The organism is Prosthecobacter sp. (assembly GCF_044236155.1).
In the GTDB taxonomy this organism is placed as follows: Bacteria; Verrucomicrobiota; Verrucomicrobiia; order Verrucomicrobiales; family Verrucomicrobiaceae; genus Prosthecobacter.
The window spans coordinates 18,571-33,523 of record NZ_JBIIHA010000025.1 but is presented as its reverse complement, the minus strand read 5'-3'; the positions used below and the strand labels follow the sequence as shown (position 1 = coordinate 33,523).

The 14,953-nt window shown below is 60.9% G+C and carries 11 protein-coding genes; 5 read left to right on the top strand and 6 right to left on the bottom strand.

Annotation, left to right across the window (positions count from 1 at the left end):
- Positions 1–66: 66 nt before the first annotated feature.
- Positions 67–2,520, top strand: coding sequence for a PPC domain-containing protein (locus tag ACILSE_RS18260; protein WP_395718864.1), 2,454 nt, complete (start codon positions 67–69; stop codon positions 2,518–2,520).
- A gap of 57 nt (positions 2,521–2,577) precedes the next feature.
- On the opposite strand, the gene ACILSE_RS18255 is transcribed toward ACILSE_RS18260, so the two are convergent.
- From ACILSE_RS18255 to ACILSE_RS18245, 3 genes are all read right to left on the bottom strand, one after another.
- Positions 2,578–3,432, bottom strand: coding sequence for a hypothetical protein (locus ACILSE_RS18255; RefSeq protein WP_395718863.1), 855 nt, complete (start codon positions 3,430–3,432; stop codon positions 2,578–2,580).
- A gap of 19 nt (positions 3,433–3,451) precedes the next feature.
- Positions 3,452–4,243 (bottom strand): dienelactone hydrolase family protein, encoded by a 792-nt coding sequence (locus ACILSE_RS18250; RefSeq protein WP_395718862.1) that lies wholly within the window; start codon positions 4,241–4,243, stop codon positions 3,452–3,454.
- A gap of 69 nt (positions 4,244–4,312) precedes the next feature.
- The gene (locus ACILSE_RS18245; RefSeq protein ID WP_395718861.1) at positions 4,313–4,990 is read right to left on the bottom strand and encodes a DUF1080 domain-containing protein; all 678 of its coding nucleotides are present in this window, start codon (positions 4,988–4,990) and stop codon (positions 4,313–4,315) included.
- Between the two features lie 143 nt (positions 4,991–5,133).
- On the opposite strand from ACILSE_RS18245, the gene ACILSE_RS18240 reads away from it, so the two are divergent.
- From ACILSE_RS18240 to ACILSE_RS18225, 4 genes are all read left to right on the top strand, one after another.
- On the top strand, positions 5,134–6,813 hold the full coding sequence (locus ACILSE_RS18240; RefSeq protein WP_395718860.1) for a ribulokinase: 1,680 nt from the start codon (positions 5,134–5,136) through the stop codon (positions 6,811–6,813).
- Positions 6,814–6,943: 130 nt separating this feature from the next.
- A complete protein-coding gene (locus tag ACILSE_RS18235) occupies positions 6,944–8,242 on the top strand; it encodes a PQQ-binding-like beta-propeller repeat protein (RefSeq protein ID WP_395718859.1) in 1,299 nt (432 codons plus the stop codon).
- Positions 8,243–8,265: 23 nt separating this feature from the next.
- Positions 8,266–9,249 (top strand): SMP-30/gluconolactonase/LRE family protein, encoded by a 984-nt coding sequence (locus tag ACILSE_RS18230; protein ID WP_395718858.1) that lies wholly within the window; start codon positions 8,266–8,268, stop codon positions 9,247–9,249.
- 62 nt (positions 9,250–9,311) lie between these two features.
- Positions 9,312–10,217, top strand: coding sequence for a DUF4159 domain-containing protein (locus ACILSE_RS18225; RefSeq protein WP_395718857.1), 906 nt, complete (start codon positions 9,312–9,314; stop codon positions 10,215–10,217).
- A gap of 49 nt (positions 10,218–10,266) precedes the next feature.
- Here the strand turns inward: ACILSE_RS18225 and typA are convergent, their stop codons facing one another.
- From typA to ACILSE_RS18210, 3 genes are all read right to left on the bottom strand, one after another.
- Positions 10,267–12,108, bottom strand: coding sequence for a translational GTPase TypA (gene typA / locus ACILSE_RS18220; RefSeq protein WP_395718856.1), 1,842 nt, complete (start codon positions 12,106–12,108; stop codon positions 10,267–10,269).
- Between the two features lie 94 nt (positions 12,109–12,202).
- Positions 12,203–13,465, bottom strand: a complete 1,263-nt coding sequence (locus tag ACILSE_RS18215; protein WP_395718855.1) for a glutamate racemase — start codon at positions 13,463–13,465, stop codon at positions 12,203–12,205.
- A complete protein-coding gene (locus ACILSE_RS18210; protein WP_395718854.1) occupies positions 13,462–14,889 on the bottom strand; it encodes a nucleoside recognition domain-containing protein in 1,428 nt (475 codons plus the stop codon). The genes ACILSE_RS18215 and ACILSE_RS18210 overlap by 4 nt, the downstream gene beginning before the upstream one ends.
- Between the last annotated feature and the right edge of the window lie 64 nt (positions 14,890–14,953).

The following is a 14,953-nucleotide window of genomic DNA, read 5'->3' as shown; positions in this document are numbered from 1 at the left end:
TTCAGACCTGCGTAATTTCCTGTCCTGTGCGGACGTATGAAAACCAACCCCTCCAAATCCACCGTCATGTTCTCCATCCGTCATCTCGTCCTGAGTCTGTCGCTCGTTTGTGCCGCGAGCGCTTTTGCCGCTTATCCTGAGTTCAGCTCCACCAAGCCGAATGGCTGCCAGCGTGGCACGGACGTGAAGCTCACCGTCACGGGCAGCCGTCTGGCTGATTTCGAGAGCCTCATCTTCTTTTCCCCCGGCTTCACGCAGAAGAGCGTTGAAAAGGTGGAGGCAGGCAAGGTGGACCTGACCATCTCCATCGCCCCTGACGTGCCGGCGGGCAATCACTCCATGCGCATCCGCACGAAGAGCGGCATCTCGCATGCGCGGCAGTTCTTTGTCGGTATTTATCCGAACGTCGAGGAAAAGGAGCCGAACAGCGACTTCGAGACCCCGCAGGTGATCCAGTTCAACCAGACGGTCGAAGGCATCGTGCAGAACGAGGACGTGGACTACTACCGCGTCACGGCCAAGAAGGGCCAGCGCATATCGGTGGAGGTGGACGCCCTCCGCCTCGGCTACACGGTGTTTGATCCCTTCGTGGCGATCATCGACAAGGACCGCTTTGAGAAGGCGATCTCGGACGACACCATTCTGCACCGCCAGGACGGCTACTGCTCCTACGTGGCCGAGGAGGACGGCGACTACACCGTGATGATTCGCGAGTCTTCCTACCGCGGCGGCGGCAATTCGTTCTACCGTCTGCATGTCGGCGGATACCGCCGCCCTGACGTGGTTTATCCTGCCGGCGGCAAGATCGGCAGCACCACGAAAGTCCGCTTCATCGAGCGCGATGGCTCCTTTGAGGAGGACGCCCAGCTTCCGGCGGAAATTGACCCCGGCTTCATGATCTATTCGAAGACGCAGGAGCCTGCGCCCTCCGGCAATCCATTCCGTCTCGTGACATACGACAATGCGCTCGAGGCCGAGCCGAATGACGAGCAGGCGAAGGCCACCGCCGCTCCGTCCGGCGAGCCGATCGCGCTTAACGGCATCATCGAGAAGCCGGGCGACGTGGATTACTTCAAGGTGCCGCTGAAAAAAGGCATGACCGTCGAGGTGCAGGCTTTCGCGCAGAGCATCGGTTCACCGCTGGACAGCGTGGTGAACGTTTACAACGACAAGGGCGGCAGTCTGGGTGGCAATGATGATGGCGGCGGGAAACGCCGTCTCGACAGCAAGTTCAAGGTCGGCATTCCCGCGGATGGCGACTATTTCGTGCGCGTGGCCGACCACCTCGAACGCGGCGGTCCGAACTATGTTTACCGACTTGAGCTCGTGGCCGCCGAGCCGGAGCTCTTCTTCGCCTCGCCGCAATACACGGTGAATGACAACAACTACCGCCAGTTCATCCCGGTGCCGAAAGGCGGACGCTACGCGACGCTGGTCAACATCAGCCGCAACAACGTCAGCGGAGATTTCAAGTTTGAGGCAAAGAACCTCCCGCCCGGCGTGAAACTGCTCACCGAACTGGCGCCGAAGGACCTCGGCAATGTGCCGTTGCTCTTTGAGGCGACGGCAGATGCCGCACTGGGTCATCAGGTCGTTCCGATGTATCTGACTTCCGTCGATCCTGCGGTAAAAACCCGCGGCAAGCTGCGTCAGGAGTTCGACATCGTGCGCAATGGCAACGTGGTCTATTACACTGACATTGAAGATCGCCTGCCGGTGGCCGTTGTCGAGGAGGCTCCCTATTCGCTGGAGATCGTCAAGCCAGCCGTGCCGCTGGTGAACAATGGCATCCTGGAACTGAAGGTCGTGGCGAAGCGCAAAGAAGGCTTCAAGGCACCGATTCGTGTGTTCATGATCTGGAAGCCCAGCGGCGTTAGCTCCTTGGGTGAGCAAACCATTGCCGAAGGCCAGAACGAGTGCGTCTTCCAGCTCGACGCCAACGGAGCCGCTCCTGCCGGCACTTGGAACTTCACCGTCATGGGCGAGGCTGATGCGGGAAATGGACGCATCTACAATGCCTCCCCGTTCCAGCAGGTCGTCACTGCTCCAGCCTACCTCACCGCCCCGGCCATCCCGCTCGTCGCGGTGGAGCAGGGCAAGGAGACCGTCATGATCGCCAAGCTGGAGCACTTGCTGCCTTTTGAAGGCGAGGCCAATGCCCAGGTGCTCGGCGTGCCTGACACCATCCCGATCGAGGCCGCCAAGATCACGAAGGACACCAAGGAAGTCTCCTTCAAGGTCAAGACGGACGCCAAGTCACCCATCGGCAAGCAGGCCAACTTGTTTGTGCGTGTCGATGTACCGGTCAAAGGCACGAACGCCACGACCATTCATCGCATCGCACTGGGTTCCATCCTGCGCATCGACGCGCCGCGCAAGGTGGTGGCCCCGCCGCCTGCGGCTCCAGTCGTCGCGGCGAACAAGCCGAAAGAAGAGCCCAAACCCGCCGCACCTGCGGCTCCCAAGCCGCTCTCCCGTCTTGAGCAACTCCGCCAGGAGGCGGCTGGCGGCAAGAAGTAAGGCTGCGAGGCAAAAAGAACTGATTTCATGGAGGACCGGGCTGTGAGGCCCGGTCCTTTATTTTTCGTGCGGCAGATCCCAGGCTGTCAGCCATTCGGTCTTGGTGCGTTTAAAGCCCTTCTTCAAAAGCCGCTCTTCCATGTCCGCGAGATGCGCGGCACCGTAAAAGATCGCCAGGTGCTTCTTTCCTGCGTTGATTTGCTTGTCCATCACTTCCAGCGCCACCCGGTTGCGCTCGCCCACGAGCACGGTGCCATCTCCCGACTCCATGCCGTCCATGATGCCCTCCACGCTGTCGAATTCGCGGGCGATCATGCGCTTCAACCCGGTGCTGCTGTCCTTCATGGTCAGGATTTTCAGCAGCATGACCATGCCGGCGGCGTCGGAGCTGACACCGCGTTTCTCATTCGCCTCCTTCTGCGCCTGCATGGCCTTCAGGTAGAGCGTGAGGAAGCTCTCCTGCTTCTGGTCCTGTGTTTGGGTGAACTGCGTCATGTTCATGTCGGCATGCACGAAGTTTTTCGCCTTGTAGTCGATGCCTTCGAGCTGCCCGTGCAGTTTGAGGGCGTCCTTCATCATGGCTTGAAGCTGGCCGACCCATTGCAGCTTTTGGGAATCCTTCGGCGGTGCCGATTTGCCGCGTTCCTCCATGGGCGGTCCGACAAGCTCATACAGCACTGCGTCGTATGTTTTGAACCGGGCGTTCAAGCCGTCGAAGTAGGCTTTGTCAGCGATATGGATGGCTCCCACAAGGTCCACGCGGGCTTTTTGCGGCGATTCGTAGCTGACGACAGCGGTCTGCAGGCTGTCGCTCTTTTCCTCCTCGATGAAGCGGATGAAGTCCGCCGGTTCATCGGCGGCATGAAGCCAGGCAAATGCCAGGCTGGCTTGGAGCAGCATCAATCGCTTCATGGAAGGCAGGCTTGGAAGTTCAGCCCTCGGTCTTGAAGATGCGCTCAAAGAACGCCTTCATCTCCTCCCATGAGGCCTTGTCGGCAGCCTCGTTGTAAGCGGCTCCTTTGCTGTTGTCGTTGCCGGCCGCCTTCTGCGTGAAGGCATGCACCGCGCCCGGATAGCTCACCAGCTTGTAGTCCACCTTCGCGTCCTGCATTTCCTTCTCGAACGCGGCGATGTCCTTCGCTGGCACGAAGGGATCATCCGCGCCATGCAGGGCCAGCACCCGGCCTTTGATGTTCTTGCCGTCGGCAGGGGAGGGGGAGTCCAGTCCCCCGTGGAAGCTGACCACGCCCTTCACCACCGCCCCGCTGCGGGCCAGCTCAATGACGCCTGTGCCGCCAAAGCAGTAGCCGATGGCCGCGACTTTCGAAGGGTCGGTCTGTGGGCTTTTGTTCAGCACTTCCAGCGCCGAGAGCATGCGCTCGCGGTAGAGTTTGCGGTCGGTTTTGTATTTCCCGGACTCCTGTCCTGCGGCTGGCGGCTGCGGACGGACGCCTTTGCCGTAAATGTCCGCCGCGAAGACGTTGTAGCCGAGCTCCGCCAGCATGCGGGCGCGCATCTTCTCGTTCTCGCTCAAGCCGGTCCATTGATGGATGATCAGCACCGAGGGGAGCTTGCCAGCCTTCGCGGAATCAACGACATGCAGCCCCTCGCAAGTCACACCTCCCGATTGGTATTCGACGACGGTTTCCTTGATCTCCGCCCGCAGAAGGCTGGCGGAGCAAAGCAGAGAGGTGATGAAAAGCAGAGCGCGGTTGGTTTTCATGGCGGCGGATGATAAGCGGCGTGGGACGAGTTTTCCAACTCGTTTACCGGACGAACTGGAAAGTTCGTTCTATTTCAGCTCCTGGATGCGGATGTTCCGCCACATCACTTCCTTTCCCACGGCGTCGGTCTTTTTGCCGATGCCGTGCACTTGGAGGGCGATGACGCCTTCCTTGGTCATCTCATCCGTGAAATCCGCCGCCAGCACGCCATTGATGAAAGTCTTGATGCTGCTTCCGCGGCACTCGATGCGGGCGCTGTTCCACTCGCCCTGCTTGAAGGCCTTCCGCGCCGCCTCGTTGTTCTTGAGGTCAAACAACCATCCGCGGCGGCCCTCGTCATACACGCCGCCGGTGTAGGCGCGGTCGCTGGGGTCGATCTCATACTGATAGCCGTGCACGCGGTCGGCGGGGAATTTCTTCTTCTTGCCGGCGATCTCCACCTCCGTCTCCTTCTCGTAGTAGTTGCTGCGGAACTGGATGCCGGAATTCATGCCGGGAGCCACCTTGAACTCTATCTCCAGGATGAAATCGCCGTACTTCTTCGCGGTGCAAAGGAAGGAGTTCCCCGTATTCGGCACCGTCTTGCCCACGATCGTCTCGTTCTCCATACGATACTCCGCCGTGCCGCTGTGCTGCTCCCAGCCGGTGAGCGTTTTGCCGTCGAACAAAGGCACGAAACCCTCCTCGGCATGAGCGGCTGAGGCAAACGAAAGAACGGCGGCGATGGAGAGCAGGCGGTTGGTCATAGAGCGGTGGTAAACGCCTCCTGCCTCCGGCTCTTTCCTCGCTGCGTCAAAGATCGCCAAGCCAAGATCACAAAGCGCGTCCGGTTTTGGCTCGCCATGCGGTTTGTTTCCGCTAAAACACCCGCACGCATCCCAGCCATCGCATGAAACGCTACGCCCTCGGCATCGACTACGGCACGAACTCCTGCCGCTCCCTCCTCATCGACCTCGACAACGGCGCGGAGGCCGGATCGACCGTCTTCAACTACCCTAGTGGCGAAATGGGCATCCTGCTCGATCCAAAGGACCCGCATGTGGCGCGACAGAATCCGCAGGATTACCTCGACGGCCTCGAAAGTGTCACGCGCGGCGCTTTGGAGCAGGCGAAGGCCAAAATCGCGGGCTTTGATGCTGCGCAGGTCGTCGGCATCGGCATCGACACGACGGGCTCCACGCCGATCCCGGTGAATCAAGAAGGCATGCCGCTCGGTTTGCTGCCGGAGTTTAAAAACAACCTCAATGCCATGGTGTGGCTCTGGAAAGATCACACCGGGCATGCTGAGGCAGCGGAGATCACGAAGCTCGGCCACGAAATGCGGCCGAACATCATCGCCAAATGCGGCGGCATTTACTCCAGCGAGTGGTTTTGGAGCAAAATCCTCCGTTTGCGCCGTGTGGACGAAAAGGTCTTCGAAGCCGCTTTCAGCTTCGTGGAGCACTGCGACTGGATTCCGGCTGTTTTGACCGGAAACACGAATCCGCTCGCCTTGAAGCGCAGCGTGTGCGCCGCGGGTCACAAGGCCATGTTCAGCAGCGATTGGGGTGGTTTGCCAGACAAGGAGTTTTTGGCGAAGCTCGATCCCAAGCTCGCTGAACTTCGTGATCGTCTGTATTCCGAAGCGCATACCACGGACACGAAAGCGGGCGATTTGTGCGCCGAGTGGGCCAAACGGCTCGGATTGGTCGAAGGCACCGCGGTGTGTGTCGGCGCTTTTGATGCGCACACCGGCGCGGTCGGCGCGGGCATCAAAGAGGGCACCTTGGTAAAAATTCTCGGCACCAGCACCTGCGATCTGATGATTTCACCCACGAGCAAACCGCTCGCGGACATCCCCGGCGTGTGCGGCATTGTGAATGGCAGTGTCTTGCCCGGCTACTACGGCATCGAGGCCGGTCAGAGCGCCGTGGGCGATCTTTTCCTCTGGCTGGTGAATCACCTCGTGCCCGACAGCTACGGCAAGACCACCGGCGAGAAATTCGTGAACATGGAAAAGGCCATGGAAGGCCAGAAACCCGGTGCCACAGGCCTGCTCGCGCTCGATTGGAACAACGGCAACCGCACCATCCTCGTCGATGTGCGCCTCACCGGCCTGCTGCTCGGCCAGACGCTTCACACCGAGGCGCATGAGATTTACGGCGCCTACATCGAGGCCACCGCGTTCGGTGCTTTGACCATCATCAAACGTGTCGAGGAATACGGCGTGAAGATCGAGGAGGTCATCAACACGGGTGGTCTCTCCATCAAGAATGCCACGCTCATGCAGATCTACGCCGACATCATCGGCAAACCGATGAAAGTCAGCCAGAGCGAGCAGACCTGCGCCCTCGGCGCGGCCATCTTCGGAGCCGCCGCCGCCGGAGCCGGCACCTGGCGGGACCTCCAATCCAAAGTCACCGCCATTCGCGAGAAGGTTTACCACCCGATCCCCGGAAACGTGGCCGTCTATCGCGAGCTCTACGCGCTCTACCGCACCCTGCACGATGCTTTCGGCACCGCCGAGTGGAGCGGGAAGCTCAACCACGTCATGAAAGACCTGCTGGCGATTCGGGCGCGGCAGAGCTGACCAGTGATGCGGGCATTCGCTTCGCGGCTTCGCAGCCTGCCCGCAATTGGGCGCTTTGTTTGCAGGCAGGAGTGCCTGCATCACTTCTGACCGCAAGCTCCACTGGCCTCCGGGCGTTCTGCATAACTCCATGATCTCGCGCACGCTTTCTCTCCTCCTCGCTCTCAGCACGCCGCTCTTTGCCGAAAACTGGCCGCAGTGGCGTGGTCCGCGTTTGGATGGCACCTCGCAGGATACGGGCTTCCCGATTTCGGCTGAAGGCAATGTGACGTGGAAGGCGGAACTTCCCGGGAGCGGGCATGCATCGCCCATTGTGTGGCAGGATCGCTTATTCACCGTGGCGGCCCTGCCGGAATCCGAAGAGCGCGTTCTGCTTTGCCTGGATCGCGCGTCAGGAAAGCTGCTGTGGCAGTCGAGCGTGCTCAAGGCTCCTGCGGAGGGCATTCACAAGCTGAACTCGCTGGCCTCCAGCACGCCGGCGACCGATGGCGAACGCATTTTCACTGCTTTCCTGGACAACACGCCCACCGAGGCCACGCGGAAAGCGAATGAAGGCCGCGAGATTCCGAAAGGCGAGGTGCCGAAGGGCACGGTGGTCATCTCCGCGCATGATTTCAGCGGAAGGCCGCTCTGGCAGGTGCGCCCCGGCTTGTTCTCCAGCAAGCACGGCTTCTGCTCCAGCCCGATCCTGTTTGAGGACAAGGTGATCGTGAACTGCGACCACGATGGCAACGGCTATATCGTGGCCCTGTCCAAGACCGACGGCAAAGAGCTGTGGCGCATCGACCGGCCGAACAAGACGCGCAGCTACTGCGTGCCGCTCATTCGCGAGATCGGCGGACGCACGCAGATGGTGCTCTCCGGCACGATGTGCGTCGCCAGTTACGATCCACACAGCGGAAAGCTGCTGTGGATCATCGACGGTCCGACGGAGCAGTTTGTCGCCTCGCTCGTTTTCAGCGAGCAAACCGGCCTTCTCTACATGACCGGCGGCTTTCCCGAGCATCACCTGCTCGCCATCAAGCCCGATGGCAGCGGCAATGTGACCGACACACATGTCGTCTGGCGCACCAACAAAGGCGTGGCTTATGTTCCGTCGCCGATCATCGAGGGTGGTCACTTTCTCATCGTTTCGGATTCGGGCGTGGCACACTGTTTTGACGCGAAATCCGGCGAGATCGAGTGGGAGGAGCGCTTGCGCGAGCATCACGCCTCGCTCACCAGCGCGGAAGGACGCGTGTATTTCGTCAACGACTTCGGCATCCTGCGCGCGGTGCAACCTGACAAGACCTACAAGCTGCTCGCCGAGAGCGAGCTGAAGGAAAAAGTCTTCGCGTCGCCTGCGATGAGCGAGGGGCAGATCTTCATCCGCACGGACAAATCGCTGGTTTGCCTCGGCAAGCGCAACTCGAAGACCGCGGCGAGGTAAATTCATCATCCACCCATCTGCTTATGATCCATCGCATCTTCGTTTTCATTCTTGTGTCGTCCTTTTCTTTGCCGGCGGCGGATCCCGTGCCGGAGTTTCACGGCACCATTGAGCGGCTCCACCCGGCGCTGGACAAATTGATCGCCCCGGATGCGAAAATCGAAGTGCTGGCCTCCGGCTTCAACTGGTCGGAAGGACCGGTGTGGCGCGAGAACGGCATTGTCTTCTCGGATGTGCCTGAGAACACGGTGTTTGGTTGGAAGGAGGGCGACAAAGCGGCGAAGGTGGTCCTCAGGCCGAGCGGCAGTTTGAGCTATCCGGCCGGGCAGGGATCCAACGGCCTTGCACTGGATGCGGCGGGGAATCTGGTGCTCTGCCAGCATGGCGAGCGGCGTGTGGCGCGGCTGGAAAAAGACGGCTCCTTTACGTCGCTGGCGGACAAATACGACGGCAAGCGGTTCAACAGCCCGAACGACCTCGTGATCGCGAAAGAAGGCACGATCTACTTCACCGATCCGCCTTACGGTCTGAAAAAAGGCGGCGCGGCGGCCGAACTGGCCTTTCACGGCGTTTACTCGGTCACACCCGCCGGCAAGGTTTCACTTCTCATCAGTGACATAGCCTTCCCGAACGGCATCGCGCTGAGTCCGGACCAAAAGACGCTTTACATCGCCATTTCCGATCCGCAGCACACGCGGGTATGCGCCTATGACATCCAGGCTGATGGCAGTGCGAAAAACGGCCGCGTCTTTTTCGACGCGCAGAAGCTCAAGAGCAGGGAACGCAAGGGCGGCTGCGATGGAATGAAGGTGGACACGGAGGGCAATATCTGGGCGACCGGCCCCGGCGGAGTGCTGGTCATCAGCAAGGAGGGGAAACACCTCGGAACGATCCTCACCGGCCAGGCGACGGCGAATTGCGCCTTTGGCGGCGAGGATCGCGGCACGCTTTACATCACAGCGGACATGTTTCTGCTGCGAGTCAGGACGCTGGTGAAAGGGCTTTGAGCAGGATCGTTTTCCGAGACAAGTTTGTGCAGCATTTTCATCCGAACGACGTTTCTTCCGCCATGAAGCCGCCCCAAAACGCCCTGAAGTTTGGTTTGGCTGTTGTTCTGGCGGCATGCCTCGTCTGGGCGGCGGAAAAAGAGGATGCCGGCGGGAAGCCGACAAACTTCGGCGTCAAAGACGGTAGCATGCCCGAGGATCCCCGCGATTACCGTCGCGGCTACGGCAACGAATATCCCACCTGGCCCGTCAGCAAGGAGCTGCCCAATGACACCTTCACTTTCGCCCGGGTCCGTTACAACTCATCCATTGGCGGGCGCGGCGGCTGGGGGCGCGGGGGAAACCGCAAGTGGTCCACGGACTACCCCGACTCCGACATGAACATGTCCTACCGGCTTCAGCAGCTCACGTCGTTGCAGGTGAATCCGAATGGTGCCGTGGTGGACATCGACCCCGAGCAGATTCGCCATTATCCCTTTCTCTACATGATCGAGGTCGGCGACATCAGCATCACCGACGAGGAGGCCAAGACAATGCGCGACTACATGCTCAACGGCGGCTTCGTCATGGTCGATGACTTCTGGGGCACGCGGGAGTGGGATAACTTCGAGGTCGCCCTGAAGCAAATCTGGCCCGACCGGAAGATTGAGGAGATTCCGATCGAGCATGAAGTCTTCCACATGGTGTTTCCGCTCAAGGTGAAGCCGCAGATTCCGCACATTCGCTACGCCGAGTACGTCATCAACCAGGGCATCACCTATGAGTTCGACAAGCCGGGCTCTGAACACGTCCATTATCGCGGCGTGTTCGATGACAAGCGCCGGCTCATGATGATCATCTGCTGGAACACAGACACCGGCGAGGGCTGGGAGCAGGAAGGCACCGATCCATGGTATTTCCGCGAGTTCTCGGAGAAGTACGCCTACCCGCTTGGCATCAACATCATCTTTTATGCGCTGACACATTGAAGAGCGACGGGATCTTTTGCCCGTCGCTCCAAAACCGTGCGAAAGAGGATTACTCCGCGCCTTCGAGCTGAGCCTCGGTCTTCTTTTTCTCCCGCAGACGGGTGTTGTGGTCGAGAATGCGTTTGCGCAGGCGGATGCTCTTCGGCGTGCATTCCGCGAGTTCATCGGGGGCGATGTACTCGATCGCGCGCTCCAGGCTGAAGCGCACCGGCGGGGTGAGCTGGATGCCCTTGTCGGAGCCGGCGGCGCGGAAGTTCGTGAGCTGCTTGCTGCGCGTCGGGTTCACAGGCAGGTCGTCCGCGCGCGGATTTTCGCCAATGATCATGCCGTCATACACCTGCTCGCCAGCACCGATGAACAGCTTGCCGCGCACCTGGATGGTGTCCAGCGCGTAGCTCGTGGCCTCACCAGCCTCGGTGCTCACCAGAGTGCCGGTGGAGCGCGTCTGCATCGGCCCTGCGTGCGGAGCGTATTCGCGGAAGAGATGGCTGTGGATGCCATGGCCGCTCGTCAGGTTCATGAGGTCAAACTCGAAGCCAATCAGGCCGCGTGTCGGGACATAAGCCTGCAGGCTCGTGCGCCCTCCATGCGCGCTCATGTCCTCGATCTTGCCTTTGCGCTCGGAGATCGACTTCATCACTCCGCCGAGATAATCATCCGGCACATCGACGTAAAGTGTCTCAAACGGCTCGCACAGCTCATCGTTGATGCGCTTCATGATCACCATCGGGCGTGACACGAGCACTTCAAAGCCTTCGCGGCGCATCTGCTCCACGAGCACAGCGATCTGCATCGCGCCACGGGCGCTGACATCGAAAATGCCGGCGGTGTCCGTGTCCTTAACGCTGATCGTCACGTTCATCTTCTGCTCGCGGTCCAGGCGGTCACGGATCTTGCGGGAGGTCACATGCTCGCCTTCGCGTCCGGCCAGCGGGCCGTCATTCACGGCGAACTGCATCACAATCGTCGGCGGATCGATTGCCACGAAGGGCAGGGCGGGGGCGTCCGCGGCACCGGCGACGGTCTGGCCGATGTCCACGTCTTCAAAGCCGCTGATGCCCACGATGTCGCCGGCCGTGCCTTCCACGGACTCGCCGGTGGTCAGCGTGGTGTATTGGAAGACCTTCGTCACCTTCACAGGCTTCGCCTTTTCATCCGGGGTCTTGCCCAGCAGGAAGACGCGGTCTCCAAGCTTCACGCTGCCACGCGTCACTTTGCCGATGGCCACGCGGCCGACGAAATTGTCCCAGTCGATGTTCGAGACGAGCATTTCAAAGCAGCCCTCGGGCTCCGCCTTAGGCGCCGGGATGTGCTCCACGATCTTGCCCAGCAGGAAGGTCATGTCGTGCTGCTCGCCATCAGGCTTGTCGCTGACCCAGCCGGCGCGTGCGCTGCCATAGACGAACGCCGCGTTGAACTGGTCCTCTGTGGCATCCAGCTCCAGGAAAAGCTCCAGCACCTTGTCATGCACCTTCTGTGGCTCGATGTGCGGGCGGTCCATCTTGTTGATGAGCACGATGGGCTTCAGGCCCTGCTCCAGCGCCTTCTTCAAAACGAAGCGCGTCTGCGCCTGCGGTCCTTCGTAGGCGTCCACCACGAGCATCACGCCATCGACCATTTTCATCACACGCTCCACCTCGCCGCCGAAGTCGGCATGGCCGGGGGTGTCCACGATGTTGATGATGTGGTCGTTCCAGTGAACGGAGGTGTTCTTTGCCTTGATGGTGATGCCCTTTTCTTTTTCCAGGTCCATCGAGTCCATCGCGCGTTCGGCGATGGCCTGGTTCTCACGGAAGTTGCCGCTGGCGCGCAGCAGGCCGTCAACGAGCGTCGTTTTGCCGTGATCGACGTGCGCGATGATGGCGATGTTGCGGATTTTATCTGGGGTCATGGGCAGGTTTTTTGGGGGAAGGGGGCGCGAGGGTAGCCGCGATTACCCATGTGGCAACCACTTCGCTGCACAGCTTTCGCCACGGATGAAAGACTCACCGGCTGAGGCTCTGCCACACCGCCGGCAGACGTTCGCGCACGAGTTTGGCGCTGTTGGCTGGAATCAGGGCTGGGGTGAGCGGGATGTTCTTGGTGTCCTCGAATTCGAACCGGCCGGGAGAGCGCGAGTACTTGTAATCCTTGTCCAAAGTGCCGTCGGCGGCCAGTTGGATGCCGGCTTGCTCGATTCTGGGCACAGAGAGGTAGAACTGGCCGTGTTCGATGCTGCAGCGCTCGTCCGGCTTCAAACGCAGCTTTGCTTTGGCAAGTTCGCGAAACAGCTCCTTGGCCGTCGCTTCAGCGGGATTCACGAAAATGCGCTTTTCGGCGATCAGATCGCGAAACGCGGGCTCATGGCGCAGCGAAGCGAAGGCGGTGTCGATTTCATCCTTCGCCAACGGGTAATGTGTGCAGCCGAGAACGATGGTTTGCAGCGGTTGGGTCGGTTTGGAGTCGCGATAGGCCTCGGCGAGAGCGCGAGCCTCCTTTATAGCGTATGCGGCAACGGATTCAGGAAACGCCGCGTCACCTTCGATGGCTCCGGCGAGTGTGGCGCTGCCCTGCTGCGCGATGACGGGCACGCTTTGGCCTGCGAGTCCGAGCGTTTGCGTGATCTTGCGCGGATACACGCCGCTCGCGCAGGTGCCCACCGTGGCCAGCACACCGATGCCACCGGTGGTCTTCGATTCGAGAACGCCACGCGCACCGGCTTCGACGACACCGACCACGATCACCGGTATTTTCCATGCTGCGACGGACCTGCGGATGTCTTCAAGTCCGTAAGCCGTCGCGGTGTTGCAGGCAATGACGATGGCTTTGACCGGCGGCTTGGTGAATTGCGGTCCCGTGCCTGCCGCTGGCCAAAATCGACGACCCAGGAGAAAGATCGCGTCCTTCACGATCAATTCACGCAGGTAGTCGGTGCGATTGGCGGCGGAGTAGTTGCCATAGGGCATGTTGGCTTGGTCGCCGAAGTAGATGAAGCGTTCCTGCGCGAAATCCGGCGTGCCATCGGCGCCGGGTTGCAACGTTTCGTTGTGAAACGCGTCGAGTGTCAGCAGCGCCTCCAGCACCGTGAGACCGCCGATGCCCGAATCAAACACACCGATGGGTAGATGCCGTGTGGCTTCGTCGTCGCCCCAGGCGCTCGCATCGAAGCTGAACGCCGCTTTGCCGTCGGGATGCGCTCTCGCGTGCTCAACGAGATCAGCGGCGTGGGCTGTAACGGCTAGCAGCAGGATGGAGGCGAGCGCTTTCATGAGAAGGCGAAGAGCAGCCGGCCAAAGAAAACCGCGGCCACCATGCCGACAAAGTCGGCGGTGAGGCCGGCGAGGAGGGCATGACGGAATTTGCGCACGCCGACGCTGCCGAAGTAGAGCGTGAGCACGTAGAAGGTCGTCTCCGTGCTGCCGTAGAGAATGGCGGCGGTGAACTTCACCTGCTCGGCTAGGTCAGGATTGGTCAGGATCTCGTTCAGGATGCCCTGAGCGCCGCTGCCGCTGAGCGGACGCATCAGCGCGAGCGTCAGCAACTCGACAGGGAAGCCGAGCATGGCAAGGAGGGGCGCCAGGACGTGCTCCAGCAGCAGAAACACACCCGAAGCTCGCAAAATGCCCAGCACCGCGAGCATGGCGACGAGGTAGGGCATGATGCGCGTGGCGACGGCGAAGCCCTCTTTGGCTCCTTCGACAAACTCCTCATACACACGCACGCCGCGCGCCCAGGCAAAGGCCACTGCGGCGAGAAGGATCAAAGGCACGGCGAGGCCGGAGGCACTGTCCATCACGCGACGCCACACGGGCGGCTCTGCCGGACCTTCAGCAGCGGTTTTGGCTGCCGACTCGGCTTGTTGGGTGGCGAGGGCCTTTTTCGCGTTCGCTTTGCGTTCCTCGGCTTTTTTTACCACGGCGCTCATGCCGGTCGTTTCGAGCAAACCGGCCCGCCATGAGCGCGGACCGAGCTCCAGCACGGCTCCACCGGCGAAAAGCACGGCCAGCACGACGAGCCAGATTTTGGCGCGCTTGCTCATGCCGTTGCTTGCGGCTGCCTGCGCTGTTGCCGGGGCATTTTCAGGCTCGTCCGGCTGCGGGGCGAAGGCGGGGACGCGCTGGAAGCTCTTCGCGGCGAGCACGGCGGCCACGGAGGCGCAGGCGGTGGCGAGAATGGTGGGAACGATGACGCGGAAGCTGTTGCTCACGCCGGCCGCGTTGAGGAAATTCATCGCCGTGATCGGGATGAGCGTGAAAGCACCGGTGTTCAGAGCCAGGAATGTGATCATTGCGTTGCTGGCGCTCTGCTTGTGCGGATTGATCTCCTGGAGGTGGCCCATGGCCTTCAGTCCCATCGGCGTGGCGGAGTTTGAGAGGCCCAGCATGTTGGCGGAGAGGTTCATGACCATCGCTCCGAGCGCGGGATGGTCACGAGGCACGTCGGGGAACAGGCGGCGGAGCAACGGGGAAAGGAAACGCACCACCGCCTCCAGCACGCCCGCTTTTTCCATGAGCCGCAGCACGCCGAGCCAGAACATCATCATGCCGGCCAGGGGCAGTGCGATGTCCATGACCGCGCTCTTGGCCTTCTCCGCCGCGGCGTCGGTGATGCTTTCCGCTCCGGAGAAGCGTCCCATGAGTCCGGCGACGAGGATGCCCGCGAAAAGAAGAACGGCCCAGATTTTGTTCAGCATAAGGTGGGGAGATTAATGACAATTCTGCAGCCAGAAACGGCTGGAATGCGTAACCGTTCCCGCG

Excerpts from the sequence above, each read along its gene's own strand:
- ACILSE_RS18210 (WP_395718854.1), bottom strand. The coding sequence starts at position 14,889 with ATGCTGAACAAAATCTGGGCCGTTCTTCTTTTCGCGGGCATCCTCGTC.
- ACILSE_RS18215 (WP_395718855.1), bottom strand. The coding sequence starts at position 13,465 with ATGAAAGCGCTCGCCTCCATCCTGCTGCTAGCCGTTACAGCCCACGCC.
- ACILSE_RS18255 (WP_395718863.1), bottom strand. The coding sequence starts at position 3,432 with ATGAAGCGATTGATGCTGCTCCAAGCCAGCCTGGCATTTGCCTGGCTT.
- ACILSE_RS18245 (WP_395718861.1), bottom strand. The coding sequence starts at position 4,990 with ATGACCAACCGCCTGCTCTCCATCGCCGCCGTTCTTTCGTTTGCCTCA.
- typA (WP_395718856.1), bottom strand. The coding sequence starts at position 12,108 with ATGACCCCAGATAAAATCCGCAACATCGCCATCATCGCGCACGTCGAT.
- ACILSE_RS18240 (WP_395718860.1), top strand. The coding sequence starts at position 5,134 with ATGAAACGCTACGCCCTCGGCATCGACTACGGCACGAACTCCTGCCGC.
- ACILSE_RS18230 (WP_395718858.1), top strand. The coding sequence starts at position 8,266 with ATGATCCATCGCATCTTCGTTTTCATTCTTGTGTCGTCCTTTTCTTTG.
- ACILSE_RS18250 (WP_395718862.1), bottom strand. The coding sequence starts at position 4,243 with ATGAAAACCAACCGCGCTCTGCTTTTCATCACCTCTCTGCTTTGCTCC.
- ACILSE_RS18235 (WP_395718859.1), top strand. The coding sequence starts at position 6,944 with ATGATCTCGCGCACGCTTTCTCTCCTCCTCGCTCTCAGCACGCCGCTC.
- ACILSE_RS18260 (WP_395718864.1), top strand. The coding sequence starts at position 67 with ATGTTCTCCATCCGTCATCTCGTCCTGAGTCTGTCGCTCGTTTGTGCC.
- ACILSE_RS18225 (WP_395718857.1), top strand. The coding sequence starts at position 9,312 with ATGAAGCCGCCCCAAAACGCCCTGAAGTTTGGTTTGGCTGTTGTTCTG.